Genomic DNA, 16,300 nt, shown 5'->3' with positions numbered 1-16,300 from the left:
CGGCCGCGCGGTCACGGACCGGGGCCGGGAGGGAAACGGCGGAAGATCGGGTCGGACGGCGGCGCTGAGCTCGCGCTGCGGTGTCCGGCTCGTCGGCCGGTTCACCACTCGGGCGAGTCGGATCCGGTCGCGGCCCCGCTAATCGGATTCGGCGGTTCCGCGGGCGGGATCACCCGCGAGGCGGGCGATGCTCAGCGCTCAGACCAGGGCGGCGGAGCGACGACACGCAGACACGGTGCGCCGACTGTGATCAACGACCAGACGCCGGGTGAGCGGCTCGGAAAAATACATCGCGTTCCTCCATCGCTCCTGGCGGTAGCACCGTCCTCGAGGGAGGTTGCTGCGACGTCGACGAGCCAGGTCTCTCGGTCGCTCGGGATGGAATTCCCACATAGTAGACCGGAAACATCGCCGTGATGGCAAGCCGACGGGCGTAGATCACACCGACGGTGACACGAGGAACGGCGACGCCGGCATCACATCGTGGCGGCCGCCCTCGCGATAGCCACGTACTGGTCGATGTCGAGCTGTTCTCCCCTGGACCGCGGATCGATCCCGGCGGCGGTCAGGATCTCCCCCGCCCGCTCGGCCGAGCCCGCCCACGACGCGAGAGCCGCGCGCAACGTCTTCCGCCGCTGCGCGAACGCGGCGTCGACGACGGCGAACACCGTGGCACGGTCCACATCGGTGCGCTCGGGACCGCGGTCGAAGGCGATGAGCGACGAGTCGACGTTCGGCACCGGCCAGAACACCGACCTCGGCACGGCGGCCACTTTGCGGACCGTGCCGTACCAGGCGAGCTTCACGCTCGGCACGCCGTAGACCCGGCCCCCCGGGCCCGCGGCCATGCGGTCGGCCACCTCGGTCTGGACCATCACCAGGACGCGCCGCAGGGACGGCAGTTCGGCGAGCAGGTGGAGCACCACGGGAACCGCGACGTTGTAGGGCAGGTTGGCGACGAGCGCGTCCGGCTCGCCGACATGACCGCTGTCGACGCGCAGAGCGTCGTCGGCGACGACCGTCAGCCGTGACGCCGCGTCGGGAGCGTGTGCCACCACCGTGCGTTCCAGCCGCCCCGCGAGCGCCGGGTCGATCTCCACCGCCACCACGCGCGCGCCGGTACCGAGGAGGCCGAGCGTCAGCGAACCCAGCCCGGGGCCCACCTCGAGCACGAGCGGGTCGGTGTCGGTGCCGAGACCGACCTCGGCCAGCTCGACGATCCTGCGCACCGTGTTGGCGTCGTGCACGAAGTTCTGGCCGAGCTTCTTGGTCGGGCGGACGTCGAGCTCCTCGGCGAGCTGCCGGATCTCGGCGGGCCCGAGCAGCCCCGGTGGTTCAGCGGTCACACCGATGAGTTCAGCACAACGCGGCCCGGCACCCTGCGAAGGGGTACCGGGCCGCGGGAAAACGTGCGGACGTTCGACGACCGGTTACGGGAGGCCGAGCTCCGACGAGCAGGCAGGCCAGGCGCTGTAGCTGCCACCCCGGGCGTCGCGCACCTTGGTGGCGATGGCGATCTGCTGCTCGCGGCTCGCCTCGTCTGGGTAGGCCGCGTACTGGTCGCCGCCGTAGGCGTCCCAGGTCTGCTTGTCGAACTGGAGGCCGCCGTAGTAGCCGTTGCCGGTGTCGATGGACCAGTCGCCGCCGGACTCGCACTGAGCCAGTCGGTCCCACACGGCGCCGCCGGTGATCTGCGGCTGCGGGGGCTCCTTGGTGCCCACGCGCACGACCTTGTCCTTGGCCTCCTTGAGAACCTTGGAGTCGACCTCCTCGCGGGCGATCTCCTCGCCGTTCTCCTTGGTGACCCGGTAGGTGACGAGCTCCTCGCCCGCCTTGCCGGGCTTCTCGACGACCTTCTTGCCCTGCTCCAGCTCGGGGTCCTCGATGGTGCGGACCTCGGGCTCGATGGTCTCCTTCTGCTTGACCACCGAGACGCCGGTGCGGCTGATGTAGACCTCTGCGCCGTCCTCGAGGCTCATCTGCTTACCGCTCTGGATGCGGTCCTGCGGGCCGAGCTTCATGCCGAGCTCGTCGATCAGGTCGCCCGCGGTGATGGCGTGGGTCGTGACCTCCCGGGGCTCCTTGCCGCCGTCGAAGATCATGACGCTCTTCTGCGTCCGCACCTCGAGCGTCATGCCCTTCAGGGGCACCTCGCTGTCGAGCGGCGCGGACAGCTTCGCGCCCTCGTTCTTGAGGTCCTGCATCCCGAGCTGGGTGAGCGCCTCGTCGACGGTGGTCGCGCGGACCCACACCTGACGCTGCTCACCGTCGACCGACACGGTCATGTGGCGACCGCGCTCGAGTGTGATGACACCGCCGTCACCCACCTCGGCCTGCGGCGAGGGGGACAGCGCGTCGTGCTTGCCGACGTCGATGTCCGCGTCGTCCAGCACTTCGCCGACGGTGTCGCCGAAGCTGCGGACCGTCTGCTCCTCGCCGTCGACGTTGAGTGTGACGCTCTTGTTCATCGCGAGCGCCGCCGCACCGCCACCGGTGAGCGTGATGAGCATGGCGAGAACCGACCCCTTGAGGAACCGCTTCTTCCACGTCTTGACCGCGCTCGCGAGGCCGTCCTCGGGCTCCTCGACGCTCGTACCCGCGGCCGCGGCGGGCGCGGGCGGGGTGTCGACGATCGGCGGGAGCATCGTCGTCTCGGCATTGATCAGCCGGATGAGCTCGTCCACTCCGACATTGGCCTCGGTCATGAGTGTGTCGGCGTCGGGGCCGAGCACGGCGAGGATGTCGTCCCGCGTGATCCGCGGGTCGGAGGAGAACTCTGGGTCGCTCGGTCGGTCGAGCAGAGCCGTCGAGCCGGCCGGAGCCGACGACGAGCTCGCGTCTGCGCGCCCGTAGCTACCAGTCACAGGGTCAATCCCTTTCACGCATGGCCAGGACTCCCGCAGCCAGCGTCGTCCCCTGACATTCCCGCGAGGCCATGGCCCCGGCGGGCGATGCCGTCCCCGACGAACACCGACGTGACTGTGGGCGTGCCGCATCGAGACAGTCGATCTCAACCGGCACGGTCACGGGACCGTAACGGGTGCCGAGGGGTTGCGCAAACACGGCGCGCGATCCCGTGACCTTCGTCACCTGGGCCGATCGACGGTTGCACCCCCATGGTTGTCGCAGTGCGATCACGCCGAGGTGACCCTCCGCGACGAGGGGAGGCCGAACACCCGCTCGGCGTTGCTCCGAACGGCGTCGGCGACCACGTCGACCGACTCCCCGCGAAGCTCCGCGAGCCCGTGAAGGGTATAAGCCGCGCAGTACGGCTCGTTCGGGTGTCCCCGGTAGGGGTGCGGGGTGAGGAACGGCGCATCGGTCTCGACCAGGTACTGCTCTGCGGGCACGAGCTTCGCCGCCTCGTGCAGACCCTTGGCGTTCCGGAAGGTGACGGTGCCCGCGAACGACAACACGTAGCCCGCTTCGACACAGCGGCGCGCCATGTCGCCGTCGCCCGAGAAGCAGTGGAACACCACGGTGTCCGGGGCGCCCTCCTCGTCGAGGATGCGCAGGATGTCCTCGTGCGCCTCGCGGTCGTGGATCATCAGCGGCTTGCCGATCCGCTTGGCGAGGTCGATGTGCCACCGGAACGCCTCCTGCTGGGCGTCCGGCGGTGAGTAGTCCCAGTAGTAGTCCAGACCGGTCTCACCGACCGCGACGACGCGGTCTCCCGCCACGAGACGTTCGATCTCGGCCCGTTCGACGTCGCCGAAGTCTGCGGTGCGGGTCGGGTGGATCGCCACGGCGGCGAACACACGCTCGTCCCACGTCGCCGCGTCGGCGGCCCATCGGGCGGCGGCGAGGTCGTCGGCCACGGTGACCACCCGTTCGACGCCTGCCCGGCCCGCGCGGTCGAGCAGCCCCGCCACGGCCTCGGGTGTGCCGTCGCCGCAGGCGTCGAGATGGGTGTGCGCGTCCACCACGGGCGAGGGCAGGCGTTCCGGCACCGGCGGCGGCGCGTCACGATCTCTCTTCCGGCTCACGTCTTCTCCCGGCTGGGTTCCCCCCAAGGGCACCATGGGGGGGCGTTGAGCGCCCCCATTCCTCCCCTCGCGTGCGCTGCCGAACGAAGGGAAGATCCGGGGCGTTGACTGCCCCAAAGGTGCCCTGGGGGCGTCACGGTCGGTTCAGCTCTGGATGGGCGCCCACTCGGGACCGGTCTCGCCCAGCGACGCGTCGAGCTTGGCGAACAGCGGCGACGGCTTCTCGAGCGGACGGCCGACCTCGACCGGCGTCGACTCCCACTTCGCCTGCTCGTTCGAGTAGTCCCCGGTGAGGATCGGGTTCGTGCGACCGGGGATGTCGAGATCCTCGACGTCGTGACACTCGGGCTGCGCCGCCCACACACCCGTGCCGCCGAGGGCCTCGTGGACCTTCTGCGCGGCGTGCGGCAGGAACGGCGTCAGGAGCGCGTTCGCGTCGGACACGACCTGCAGCGCCGTGTGCAACACCGCATCCCGCCGGTCCGGGTCCTCCTTCAGTTTCCACGGCTCCTGGTCGGACAGGTACTTGTTGGCCGCGGACACGACGCGCATCGCCTCGCCCGCCGCCTGCTTGAACCGCGAGCGCCGCAGGTGCGTGCCCACGGTCTCGAACGCCCCGCGGGACAGCGCCTTGAGTTCCTCGTCGGCGGGCGCGGGCGCGGTCGGCGCCGGTACGCCACCGTTGTTCTTGTGTGCCAACGAGATCGACCGGTTGACGAGGTTGCCCCACTCGTTGGCGAGCTCGAAGTTGGTGCGCCGGACGAACTCGTCCCACGTGAAGTCGGTGTCCTGCGTTTCCGGTCCGGCGACGCTGATGAAGTAGCGCAGCGTGTCGGGGCCGAACTCGCGGAGAAAGTCCTCGACGTAGATGACAGTGCCGCGCGAGGTCGAGAACTTCGACCCGCTCATGGTGAGGAACTCGCTCGAGACGATCTCGCCCGGCAGGTTCAGCGTGCCGTACGGACCGGGCTCGCCGCCCTTGTCGCCCTGGCCGTTGTGGCCGAGCAGGAACGCGGGCCACAGCTGGGCGTGGAACGTGATGTTGTCCTTGCCCATGAAGTAGAAGGACTGCGCGTCGGGGTCCGTCCAGAACGGCTGCCACGCGTCCGGGTCGCCGCTGCGGCGGGCCCATTCGACGCTGGCGGAGAAGTAGCCGATGACCGCGTCGAACCACACGTAGAACCGCTTGAGCGGCTGGTCGCGCCACCCGTCGAGCGGTACCTTCACTCCCCAGTCCAGGTCCCGCGTGATCGGCCGCGGGCGCATGTCGTCGACGAGGTTCTTGGTGAAGTTCAGAACGTTCGGGCGCCAGTCGGTCTTGGTCGAGAGCCAGTTGCCGAGCGATTCGGTGAAGGCGGGCAGGTCGAGGAACAGGTGCTCGGTCTCGACGAACTCGGGCTTCTCACCGTTGATGCGGGAACGCGGGTTCTTCAGCTCGGCGGCGTCGAGCTGGTTGCCGCAGTTGTCGCACTGGTCGCCGCGCGCCCCGTCGTAGCCGCAGAGTGGGCAGGTGCCCTCGATGTAGCGGTCCGGCAGCGTGCGGCCCGTCGACGGGCTGACCGCGCCGGTGGTCGTCCTCGGCACGACGTAGCCGTTGCGGTGCAGCGCCAGGAAGATCTGCTGCACCACCTCGGCGTGGTTGCCGGTGGTGGTGCGCGTGAACAGGTCGTAGGAAAGGCCGAGACCGCGCAGGTCCTGACTGATCTGGCGGGTGTACTTGTCGGCGGTCTCCTGCGGCGAGAGACCTTCCTTGTCGGACTGCACCAGGATGGGCGTGCCGTGTTCGTCGGTGCCGGAGACCATGAGCACCCGGTTGCCGGCCATTCGCTGATAACGCGAGAAGACGTCGGAGGGGACGCCGAAACCGGACACATGACCGATGTGGCGGGGACCGTTGGCGTAAGGCCAGGCCACCGCGGTCAACACAGAGGTGCTCATACTTGAAATTGAACACTGCGGCGCGTAGCGCCACGTCGGGGGGCGGGGGCCGGGCCGGCGGGCGGGCCAACACCGTGGGGCGAGCGCGCCTCTGGGAGCGACCTTCGGCGACGTGAGCGTTCCTGCGGGTGGGAGGATGGCACCTCTCGCTACGCGACCAGGGACGGAGGCCGGAGGCGGTGTCGGCGACGCGGTTGCTCGTGCTCGGTGTGGTGCGAATGCACGGCGCCACGGGCGGCGCGCACGGCTACCAGGTGCGACGAGAGCTGCTGTCGTGGTCGGCCGACAAGTGGGCCAACGTCCAGCCGGGGTCGATCTACCACGCACTCAAGCGCCTCGCTCTCGAAGGACTGCTCGAGCAGGTGGAGACTCCGCAGGGGAAGGGTCCCGATCGGCTCGCGTACACGCTGACCGGTGCGGGCGAGGACGCGTTCCAGCAGGAGCTGCAACAGCGCATCGTCGATGTCGACGGAGCCGCCGGGGGCGCCTACGAGTTCTCGGCCGCGCTGGTGTTCCTCACGGCACTGCCGCGCGCGCTGGCGGTCGATCTGCTCGAGTACCGCCTCGTCCAGCTCGACGGTCAGCGCAGGAACGTCGCGGCCGTCCTCGACAAGGGCATCGAGTGGGGACAGCCTGCGCACGTCAACGAGCTGTACCGGCTGTGGCTCGCCCACTGCGACGCCGACATCTCCTGGACCTCGGACCTCGTCGCGCGGCTGCGTGCGGGCGAGTACGTGATGGCCGACGACGCCGGCCACGATTTCGGTTCCGCGGCGCCCAGCGCCACGTCCTGAACCCGCGGCGCCGCACGCCGGGCCACGGGGGCCGTTCGCTCTCAGCGGTATCGCTCCGGGCGAAAACTCTTCGCATCTCCCATCGCCGGGCGCCACGCTCATGATAGCTCCGATTCTGCCTGCTAATCAAATTTGACTAGGCGGGAGGACAGTTGAAGCATCGCCGGCCGCTCGGCCGGCCCACGTAGTCCGCCGCCTCCACACACGGCGGCGGACCCGCTTTCTTTCGATGGGGGTTTTCTTGATCAAGGCACGTGGCCTGCAGCGACGGTTCACGTCGCGCGGGCGCACCGTGGACGCGGTGAAAGGCGTCGACATCGACGTCGCCGAAGGCGAACTCGTCGGCTTCCTCGGGCCCAACGGTGCGGGCAAGACGACGACGTTGCGCATGCTCACGACCCTGCTCACGCCCACCGCGGGCGAAGCGCAGGTGGCCGGACGCGACCTGCGCGCCGATCCGGTCGGGGTGCGGGGGCGCATCGGCTACGTCGCGCAGGGCGGCGGCACCGGGCCCGAATGCAAGGTCGCCGAGGAGATCGAGCTGCAGGGCAGGCTCTACGGACTCGGCAAGGCCGATGCGATCGCGCGGGGCAGGGAGCTGACCGAACAGCTCGACCTGTCCGGATTGGACCAGCGGCTCACGAAGACGCTCTCCGGCGGCCAGCGGCGCAGGCTCGACATCGCGCTCGGGCTGATCCACTCGCCGAAGCTGGTGTTCTTCGACGAACCGACGACCGGACTCGACCCGCAGAGCCGGGCGAACCTGTGGGAACACATCCGCACGCTGCGCTCCGAACAGGGCGTGACCCTCTTCCTCACGACGCACTACCTGGAGGAGGCCGACGCGCTCTGCGACCGCATCCTCGTCATCGACGGTGGCGAGATCGTCGCCGAAGGCACGCCGGACGCGCTCAAGGCGCGGGTGTCCGGCGACAGCGTCGTGCTCGGTGTCGACGACGACGTCACGACGAGGGCAGCGGAGATCGTCGGCGGGGTCGAGGGCGCCCACGAGCTGACGACGGCGCCCGGCGAGGTGCGGTTCCGCGTACCGCGCGGCGACACGGCGCTGCCCGCGCTGCTGCGGGCCTTCGACGCCGAGAACCTGACGATGCAGTCGATGCAGGTGCAGCGGCCGACGTTGGACGACGTGTTCCTGACCCTCACCGGCCGCAGCCTCCGCGACTCCGGGAGCGGCGGCGACGCGGACTCGGCGGACGAGGCGGCGGCCGACGACGGCGAGCGGAACGAGGTGCCGACCCATGCTGCGTGACACCTGGCTGATCTTCCGGCGCGACGCGACCCTGCTGCTGCGGAATCCCGCGTGGCTGGCGATCGGCGTGATGCAACCGGTGCTGTACCTGGTGCTGTTCGGACCGCTGATGGAGCGGATCGTGACCAGCACGCCCGGCTTCCCGCCCGGCAGCAGCTGGACGATCCTCACTCCTGCGCTGATCATTCAGCTCGCGCTGTTCAGCGCGACGACGGCGGGCTTCTCGCTGCTGGCCGACCTGCGCAACGGCGTGGTCGAACGGCTCCGCGTCACGCCCGCCAGCCGGGTGGCACTGCTGCTCGGCAAGGTCCTGATGAACGGCCTGACCACCGTGGCGCAGGCGATCATCATCACGATCCTGGCGTTCCTCGTGTTCGGACTGTCGGCCCCGGTCGGCGGGATCCTGCTGACGCTGCTGATCGTGGCGATGCTGTCGGTGACGTTGGCCTCCGCGTCGTACGCCGTCGCATTGACGCTGCGCAACGAGCAGGCGTTCCCCGCACTGGTGAACTCGGTGATGATGCCGGTGCTGCTGCTGTCGGGGATCCTCGTGCCGATCACGACCGGCCTCGCACCTGACTGGCTGTACGCGATCTCGCGGATCAACCCGTTCACGCACATCGTCGATGCGGGCCGTGCCGGATTCCGCGGCGACTTCTCCGTCGACGCGCTGCTCACCGGGTCGATCGTGCTCGTCGTGCTGATGTCGCTGTGCGTGTTCTGGGGCGCGCGGACGTTCCGGAGGGAGAACGCCTGACACGCCGCGGGTGATGGCCGCCTGACGTGCGCGAACGCACGTAGGGTGGCCGTCACTATCGCTTCCGGCAGCTAGGGGGACCCGTGACGGAGCCCGCGGGCGCGAGCGGCGTCGGCCTGGAGCCGCGCGAGTCCGTACCGGACTGGGCGGAGCTGCGCGCCAGGGCCGTCACGTTCGCGTCGATCACCGTCACCGAGAACCTCAACTGGAGCGACTCGGGTTCGGCACGGCAGCTCACGCGCGCGCTCGACGCAGGCGTGCACGCGGGGATCCGCCATCTGGCCAGGGAAGGCGGCGCCGTCGACCAGGCACGGCACGTCGTGCGCACGGGCGCGCCGCTCGGGGCGTTCGCGCCCGGGGTGCTCGCGCCCGCACTCGACGCCCGCGCGGCCGGGATCGACGACCGGTTCGTCAAGACATGGATCAAGACGATCCGCGGCGAGGCCGGTATCGGGAAGGTGCTGGTGTACGCCGAGTTCGAGGACTGGCAGCACCGGTTCCACCCGGACAAGTGGGCCGACTCCGGCGTGGTGCTGTGGCTCGTGCGCCGCAACGGCATCCCCGGCAGACCCGGCTGGTTCCACAGCAGACTCGGAGTGCACCAGCACACCGGCGACGGTCCCGCCGCGACGTCGGCGCTCGTCTACCCGTTCACCCTCGCCGACGTGCTGCTGTGAGCGCTACCCGGCCTCGAGGCGGGTTCGGGTGAGGAAGACGTTGTACGGGCCCCACTGGGATACGAGGTAGTAGAGGTCGAACCCGTCGGGCCGGTCGCCGGGTGAACCGGCCGTGCCGCCCAGCGTCCCGTCGAGCGACCAGGGGTGGAGGAATCCGCCGTAGATCGCCGGATGTTCGTCGCCGGAGACGACGACGTCGCCCGCGCTCCACGGGCCGGTCGGCGCGGGCGCGGTGCGGAGCACGATGCCGCGGCGCGGTTCGTCGAGGTGCAGCATCAGCCAGCGGCCGCAGCCACGGTGGTAGCCGACGGACATCTCCCCGACCGAACCGTCGAAGACCGGTGCCGCCGCGTCTTCGTGACCACGCCAGCCCGAACCGTCCCAGTACTCGTACGCCCGCACGCGCAACAGATCCGCGGGCCGCACCCGGGCGAGGTAGGGCAGGCCGTGCCTGCCGTTGGTGGTGCCGAACAGCAGCACGTACTCGCCGTCGCGGGCGAACGCGCCGACCTGGAACCTGCTCCGGCCGCCGGGGTTCTTCCACCGCGCACCTCGGGGCCTGCTCCAGGTGCGCCCGTCGTCGCGGGACACCGCGATGCCGGCATGGTTCGTGCGCCAGTGCCCGGGCTCGCCCCATTCGCGCACCGACATGTAGTGGGCGTAGTGCATCCCGTCGACGGTGATCGCGCCGTTCGGCACGACCGTCACCTCACGTCTGCCCGACGGGATGACCTGCGCGGCCCCACCGTCGCCGCGTGCGACGACCCCGTCCAGCGACAACCCGCCGGAGACGTCACGGGCGGTGGACCAGGCGAGCACGTTGCTGCGCCAGTCCGCCGACCCCGGTCCGGCACCGTGGCCGCCCCACCCGTCGCCGAAGGTGTCGCCGAACAGCGCGAACACCCTGCCGCCGCCGGCGTCCCACAGAATGCCCAGGTCCGTCGCGGCGATCGCGAACCGTTGGGCGGTCCGGTTGGGTGAGTCCGCGCCCGTGATCGGGGCGACCCGTTCCGTCGTCGCGGGTCGGATGTCCATGCCGCGAACGTAGCCACGATCGGCCCGTTCCGCCCGCTTCGCCGTGGAGATCCGAGGGCGAACCGAACACGACGGTCACGTCGGACACCTTCATCTCGAATCCGCCATCGATCGGGTGACAATGCCCGCATGCGACTTCGGCGAACGGCGCTCGACTGCGACCTGTCCCCCGAGCAGGTCCTCACGGTGCTGTCCCACCGGGCGCGCGAACGCGGCCTCGCCGGGCCCGCCGCGCTGACCGGCGACTGGTTCGGCTCCCGCGCCGTTGTCGCACCGTCCGTCCGGATCGAGCCGGTCAACGGTCTGGCCGACGCCCTCGCCGCACCGTCCGACCTCCCCGCCGGTACCGACGGTTCCGACATCATCGTGGACGCCGACGTCCCGCCCCACGCGGTCGGCGGCGGCTGGTTCGGCTACCTCTCCTACGACCTGTCCGATCCCTCGCGGCGCCGCGGACCACTTCCGCCTGCAGTCTGGGGCTGGGCCGGCCACGTGCTGCGCCTCGACACCGACGGGTGCTGGTGGTTCGAGGCCCTCGACGGCACCCCCGGCGGTGACGTCGACGCCGCCGAGTTCCGCGATCTGCTCACGCCCGGGACGGTCGGCACCGAGCCCGCCCACACGTGGCGCGCGACGTCGCTCGACCGGCCGCCCCGCGCCGACCACGAACACGCGGTCACCGAGTGTGTGCGCGCCATCGGAGCGGGCGAGGTGTTCCAGGCCAACATCTGCACCCGTTTCACCGGCACGTTCGACGGCTCGCCGCTCGCACTGTTCACCGAGGGCACCCGCCGCCTGCACCCGGCCCGCGCCGCCTACCTCTCCGGCGACTGGGGCGCGGCCGTGTCGATGTCACCGGAGCTGTTCGTCGCCCGGCACGCCGCGACGGTCCGGTCCACCCCGATCAAGGGCACCCGGCCTCGACGCGGCCCGCAGGACGACGCGGGCGCACGGCTGCTCCGCGAGTCGGTCAAGGACGTCGCCGAGAACGTGATGATCACCGACCTGGTGCGCAACGACCTGGGCCGCGTGTGCGAGACCGGCAGTGTGCGCGTACCGGAACTGCTCGCCGTCCGGCCCGCGCCGGGCGTGTGGCACCTCGACTCGACGGTGGTCGGCACGCTCCCCACGGGCACCGGCGACACGGAGTTGCTGCGGGCGGCGTTCCCGCCCGGCTCGGTCACCGGTGCGCCGAAGATCCGCGCGCTGGACCTGATCGCCGAGCTCGAACCGGTGCCGCGGGGCCTCTACACCGGAGCCGTCGGCCTCGCGTCGCCGGTCGCGGGCACTGAACTCAACGTGGCGATCCGCACCTTCGAGATCGCGGGGGGCGAGGTGCACGTCGGCGTGGGAGGCGGCATCACGGCCGACTCCGACCCTCGCGCCGAATGGAACGAATGTCTCGACAAGGCCGCTCCGCTGGAAACGCTGCTCGCCTCGCCACCCGACGTCCTCGCCGACGACCAGGCCCCGCGTCAGTCCGCCCGCGCCGCCACGACGGCGTCGTAGAGCTCCTTCTTCGACACACCGGTCTCCTTCGCGACCTCAGCGGCGACGGTTTTCAGCCGCTCCCCCGCGTCGACCCGGCGCGTCACCTCGCCGATCAGGTCGGCGACGCTCACGTCCCGCGGCGCGGCACCCGCCAGTACGACGGTGATCTCCCCGCGCACGCCGTCGGCGGCCCACTCGGCCAGCTCACCGAGCGTGCCGCGGCGCACCTGCTCGTACGTCTTCGTCAGCTCGCGGCACACGGCCGCGCGGCGGTCCGGCCCCAGCCGCTGCGCCGCGTCGGCCAACAGCGCGGCCAACCGGTGCGGCGATTCGAAGAACACGGTCGTGCGCTTCTCCTCGGCCAACTCGGCGAACCACCGTGCACGTTCACCGGGCTTGCGGGGCGCGAACCCGTCGAAACAGAACCGGTCCGGCGCGAGGCCGGACAGCGCCAGCGCCGTGGTCACCGCCGACGGCCCCGGCACGCAACTGACCGGCAGATCCTCCTGGGCGCACGCCGCAACGAGACGGAAGCCGGGATCGGACACGCTCGGCATCCCCGCATCCGTCACCAGCACCACGACCTCGCCCTCGCGAACGGCGTCGAGCAGTTTCGGCAACCGTGCGCTCTCGACGTCCTCGTAGAAGCTGACGACCTTCGCCGCCGGCGTGACGTCCAGTGCCGTGGCCAGTGACCGGAGCCGGCGGGTGTCCTCGGCGGCGATGACGTCCGCGGTCCGCAGCGCCTCCGCGAGACGGGGACTGGCATCACTGCGGTCACCGAGCGGCGTCCCGGCGAGGATCAACGGCATACCGCGAGGCTATCGGGCGCATTCCCCGGGCCCCGGGGCCGCGTGCCCCCAGCGACGGACCGCGGGCTTGGGACGGTGTAACACGCCGCCCGTAGGATCGGCCTCCGTGACCGCCGTACTGCCGCGACCGCACCGCGCCGGAACCGGTCCGGCCGGGCAGCCGCCGTCGGACCGCGAGGCCGCACTGCTCGGCACCCCGATGCCGACCGACCGTATGCGCGCACTGTGGGTCACGCTCGTCATCACCACCGTCGGCGGCGTTCTGCGACTGTGGAATCTCGGCCACCCGACCGACGGCGGGTCCCCGGTCTTCGACGAGAAGCACTACGTCCCACAGGCGTGGCAGATGCTGCGCAACGGCGGTTACGAGGACAACTACGGCTACGAGCTGGTCGTCCATCCGCCGCTGGCGAAGCAGCTCATGGCCGTCGGCGAGTGGCTGCTGGGCTACAACGGCTGGGGCTGGCGGCTCACGGCGGCCCTCGCGGGCACACTGATCATCCTGCTGGTCGTCCGCATCGCCCGGCGGCTGACGCGGTCGACACTGCTCGGCGCGATCGCCGGCGTCCTGGTCATCTGCGACGGCGTGCTGCATCTCCAGTCGCGGATGGGGATGCTCGACATCTTCCAGGCCCTGTTCGTCGTCGCGGCGTTCGGCTGCGTCCTGGTCGACCGCGACCAGGTGCGGGAACGCCTCGCGACGGCCGTCCGGGAGGGCTGGGCGTGGGACACACCGTTCGGTCCGCGGCTCGGGTTCCGATGGTGGCGGTTCGGCGCGGGCGTGATGCTCGGACTGGCCACGGGCATCAAGTGGTCGGGCATGTACTGGGTGGTCGCGTTCGGTCTGCTGACGATCGCGTTCGACATCGCGGCCCGGCGCACCGCGGGCGTCGCCCGGCCGTGGACGGGCATGCTGCGCCGCGACCTGGCACCGGCGCTGTGGAGCATCGGCGTGATCTCGGTGTTGGTGTATCTGTCCACGTGGTGGGCGTGGTTCGCCTCCGAGACCGCGACGGACCGGCACTACGCCGAGATCAGCGGCGACGGTTCGTTGCCGTTCCTGCCCGATGCCCTGCGCAACCTGGTGCTCTACACCCTCAACGTCCTCGACTTCCACAGCAGTCTGGCCACGCCCGACGGCGATCCGCATCCGTGGGAGTCGAAGCCGTGGACGTGGCCGATGGGCCTGCGGCCGATGCTGTATCACCACGAGTCCGGTGGGCAGATCGACGGCTGCGGGCAGAGCGACTGTGTCCAGGCGACGATGCTCATCGGCACGCCCGCGATGTGGTGGCTTGCGCTGCCGGTACTGGGCTGGGGCCTGTGGCGGATGGTCTTCCGCGCCGACTGGCGCTACGCCGCCGTGCTCGTCGGCTACGGCGCGGGCCTGCTGCCGTGGTTCGTGAACCTCGACAGGCAGATGTACTTCTTCTACGCCACGCCGCTGGCGCCGTTCCTGATCCTCGGCATCACACTCGTCCTCGGCCACCTGCTCGGCCGCGCGAATGCCGGGTTCGAACGCCGCGGCACGGGACTGCTCGTGGTGTCGCTGTACACGGGACTGGTCGTGGCGAACTTCGTGTGGCTGTGGCCGATCCTCGTCGGTGAGCCGATCACTCCGGAACGGTGGAACGCGGAGCTGTGGCTTCCGTCCTGGCGGTGACCTCGGCCGCGAGGTGACCTAGCGACCAGGTGCACGACGCCGACCACGGCGTACGCGACGGCCGGCACCACGGCCGGGGGCAACGCGACGGGACGGGCCCGCCGGGTCCCTGCTCACTGCGAGCGCGGCACGATCTGCGTCACCGGACCGTCGGCGGACGCACCGATCCGGGAGAGCCAGCCGCCGATCTCCCGCTCCACGGCGGCGAGGGTCGGCCGGTTCCGCGGCTGCGGATCGAGCGATGCTCGCAGCAGCCGGGCGTGCACGCTCTGCCGGGGCAGCTGGCTCGCCGGTTCGGCACGGGCAGCGGCCATCAGCGCGGCCATCGGCGTCTCACGGGTGCCGCGCGGCGGGTGCCCGGACAGTGCGAAGCTGACGGTCGCGGCCAGCTGCCAGGCGTCCGAGGCCGGAGTGGCGGTCGAGCCCTCCGCGATTTCCGGTGCCGTGTAGTCCGGGGTGCCGATCATCATGCCGGTGGCGGTCAGCTTCGCGTCGCCGGCGCTGCGCGCGATACCGAAGTCGATCAGGTGCGGCAGGCCCTGCGGGTCGAGGATGACGTTCGACGGCTTCATGTCGCGGTGCAGCACGTCCTTCTCGTGCGCCGCCGACAGGGCGCCCGCGAGCGTCGCCCACAGCTTGCCCGCGGACATGTCGTCGAGCGCACCACCCGTGTCGACCGTGTCGGCCAGCGACCGGCCTTCGAGATATTCCATGACCAGCGCCATGCCGTCGTGTTCCTCGACGAGGTCGTAGACGCGCACACAGTTCGGGTGCGACAGCATCGCCAGCGCACGGGCCTCGCGCCGCATGCGTTCCTGGGTCTCCTGGTCCGTGACGTGCGCGATCTTGAGCGCGACCGTGCGGCCCAGCTGCGTGTCCCGCGCCTGCCACACGGTGCCGAACCCGCCCTGGCCGAGCTTGCGGATGCGCTCGAACCGGCCGTCCGAACCGTTCGCCGCCGCAGGTACGGCCGCGGCCGCGGCGACCGGTGGGGGCGGCGCGACGGCGGTGGGCGCGTACTGGCGCTGCGGCGGTTCCGGTTCCGGCCGCCGCTGTGGTTCGGGCCGTGCCGGGCGGGGTTCCGGTGGGGAGTCCGACCGCTGGATGGTCGACCAGCTGGGGGCACCCACGATCGCCACCGGGATGATCCCGAGGATCACGGCGGGCAGGAAGCCCAGCCACAGGTGGATGGCGGTGTTGGCCTCGACTCCCGCCGACAGCAGGACGAAGGCGACGTACGAGCCCCACACGAACCGGCCCGGCCACTTCGGCCCGCGGCGCAGCGCGACCCGGCCGAGCAGCATGACCGCCAGCAACGTCAGGATCGGCAGGCCGACGAGACCTCCGAGGTAGTAGCCGTAGGCCAGCGAGTCGCCCGACGGGTAGAACAGTGTCTCGTAGATGTTCTGCCCGCCGCCGAGGTACTCGGTCTGCGGGCCGACGAAGCAGTACTCCCGCGACATGTTCGCGACGTCGGTCTGCGTCAGGCCGCCGGTGCCGCCCGCGAAGACGTCGCGGTAGATGCCGGATATGCCCGTCGCCAGCAGCCACGGCATCACCAGCACCGTGACGACGGCGATCGCGCCGATGGCGATCAGTGGGGCGCCGGTGTAGCGATTGCCGGTGAACTTGCGGACGATCGCGATGACCAGCGCGCCGAACACGGGCCACAGGCCCATGAGCAGGCCGGCCATGCTGGTCGCCCACACCCAGTCGCCCGGGCAGAACCCGGGCTGGAAGATCCGGTACGCCAGCGACAACAACGAGCCAGCGATCGATTCCACCTCTCGCGCCTCCGTGCCTGTCGCTGATGACGTCCTCGGCCCATGTGCCTGCCGGTGCACACAGTATGTCGGCCGCCGTGGCCGCGGCCGCAT

13 protein-coding genes and 1 riboswitch are annotated in these 16,300 nt (G+C 70.7%); of the genes, 6 read left to right on the top strand and 7 right to left on the bottom strand.

Features of this window, described 5'->3' with window-relative positions:
- Nucleotides 1-297: 297 nt before the first annotated feature.
- Nucleotides 298-385: riboswitch (SAM riboswitch) on the bottom strand.
- 91 nt (nt 386-476) lie between these two features.
- The 4 genes from rsmA to metG all read right to left on the bottom strand — a co-directional run bounded on the left by rsmA (nt 477) and on the right by metG (nt 5,924).
- The gene (gene rsmA / locus FHS23_RS07650; protein WP_183649958.1) at nt 477-1,346 is read right to left on the bottom strand and encodes a 16S rRNA (adenine(1518)-N(6)/adenine(1519)-N(6))-dimethyltransferase RsmA; all 870 of its coding nucleotides are present in this window, start codon (nt 1,344-1,346) and stop codon (nt 477-479) included.
- Between the two features lie 84 nt (nt 1,347-1,430).
- Entirely contained in the window at nt 1,431-2,801 is a 1,371-nt protein-coding gene (locus FHS23_RS07645) for a resuscitation-promoting factor (RefSeq protein ID WP_246381825.1), read from the bottom strand.
- Nucleotides 2,802-3,134: 333 nt separating this feature from the next.
- Nucleotides 3,135-3,986 carry a TatD family hydrolase gene (locus FHS23_RS07640; protein ID WP_343053709.1) on the bottom strand — a complete coding sequence of 284 codons (852 nt, stop codon included), beginning with the start codon at nt 3,984-3,986 and terminating at the stop codon, nt 3,135-3,137.
- Nucleotides 3,987-4,130: 144 nt separating this feature from the next.
- Nucleotides 4,131-5,924 (bottom strand): methionine--tRNA ligase, encoded by a 1,794-nt coding sequence (gene metG / locus FHS23_RS07635; protein WP_183649939.1) that lies wholly within the window; start codon nt 5,922-5,924, stop codon nt 4,131-4,133.
- Between the two features lie 179 nt (nt 5,925-6,103).
- Between metG and FHS23_RS07630 the strand changes: the two genes are divergently transcribed.
- The 4 genes from FHS23_RS07630 (at nt 6,104) to FHS23_RS07615 (ending at nt 9,422) form a co-directional block, all read left to right on the top strand.
- Nucleotides 6,104-6,718 carry a helix-turn-helix transcriptional regulator gene (locus tag FHS23_RS07630; RefSeq protein ID WP_183651152.1) on the top strand — a complete coding sequence of 205 codons (615 nt, stop codon included), beginning with the start codon at nt 6,104-6,106 and terminating at the stop codon, nt 6,716-6,718.
- A gap of 241 nt (nt 6,719-6,959) precedes the next feature.
- A complete protein-coding gene (locus FHS23_RS07625) occupies nt 6,960-7,988 on the top strand; it encodes an ATP-binding cassette domain-containing protein (protein WP_183651149.1) in 1,029 nt (342 codons plus the stop codon).
- Nucleotides 7,978-8,745, top strand: coding sequence for an ABC transporter permease (locus tag FHS23_RS07620; protein WP_183649935.1), 768 nt, complete (start codon nt 7,978-7,980; stop codon nt 8,743-8,745). Before FHS23_RS07625 ends, FHS23_RS07620 begins: the two co-directional genes overlap by 11 nt.
- 83 nt (nt 8,746-8,828) lie before the next feature.
- Nucleotides 8,829-9,422 (top strand): GH25 family lysozyme, encoded by a 594-nt coding sequence (locus FHS23_RS07615; RefSeq protein ID WP_183649932.1) that lies wholly within the window; start codon nt 8,829-8,831, stop codon nt 9,420-9,422.
- 3 nt (nt 9,423-9,425) lie between these two features.
- Here the strand turns inward: FHS23_RS07615 and FHS23_RS07610 are convergent, their stop codons facing one another.
- On the bottom strand, nt 9,426-10,457 hold the full coding sequence (locus FHS23_RS07610; protein ID WP_183649929.1) for a glycoside hydrolase family 183 protein: 1,032 nt from the start codon (nt 10,455-10,457) through the stop codon (nt 9,426-9,428).
- A 129-nt stretch (nt 10,458-10,586) separates the two neighbouring features.
- Between FHS23_RS07610 and FHS23_RS07605 the strand changes: the two genes are divergently transcribed.
- The gene (locus FHS23_RS07605) at nt 10,587-11,966 is read left to right on the top strand and encodes an aminodeoxychorismate synthase component I (protein WP_183649926.1); all 1,380 of its coding nucleotides are present in this window, start codon (nt 10,587-10,589) and stop codon (nt 11,964-11,966) included.
- Here FHS23_RS07605 and rsmI read toward each other — a convergent pair.
- Entirely contained in the window at nt 11,933-12,760 is an 828-nt protein-coding gene (rsmI, locus tag FHS23_RS07600) for a 16S rRNA (cytidine(1402)-2'-O)-methyltransferase (protein ID WP_183649922.1), read from the bottom strand. The genes FHS23_RS07605 and rsmI overlap by 34 nt on opposite strands.
- 106 nt (nt 12,761-12,866) lie before the next feature.
- Between rsmI and FHS23_RS07595 the strand changes: the two genes are divergently transcribed.
- Complete coding sequence (locus FHS23_RS07595; RefSeq protein WP_343053708.1) at nt 12,867-14,423, top strand: dolichyl-phosphate-mannose--protein mannosyltransferase; 1,557 nt, start codon at nt 12,867-12,869, stop codon at nt 14,421-14,423.
- Between the two features lie 113 nt (nt 14,424-14,536).
- Here FHS23_RS07595 and FHS23_RS07590 read toward each other — a convergent pair whose 3' ends face one another.
- Nucleotides 14,537-16,207: a protein kinase domain-containing protein gene (locus FHS23_RS07590; protein WP_183649918.1), complete on the bottom strand. Its 1,671-nt coding sequence runs from the start codon at nt 16,205-16,207 to the stop codon at nt 14,537-14,539.
- Nucleotides 16,208-16,300 lie beyond the last annotated feature (93 nt).

The sequence above is a fragment of the Prauserella isguenensis genome (assembly GCF_014191605.1).
GTDB classification, from domain to species: domain Bacteria; phylum Actinomycetota; class Actinomycetes; order Mycobacteriales; family Pseudonocardiaceae; genus Prauserella; species Prauserella isguenensis.
This window is presented reverse-complemented; position numbering and strand designations above follow the sequence as displayed.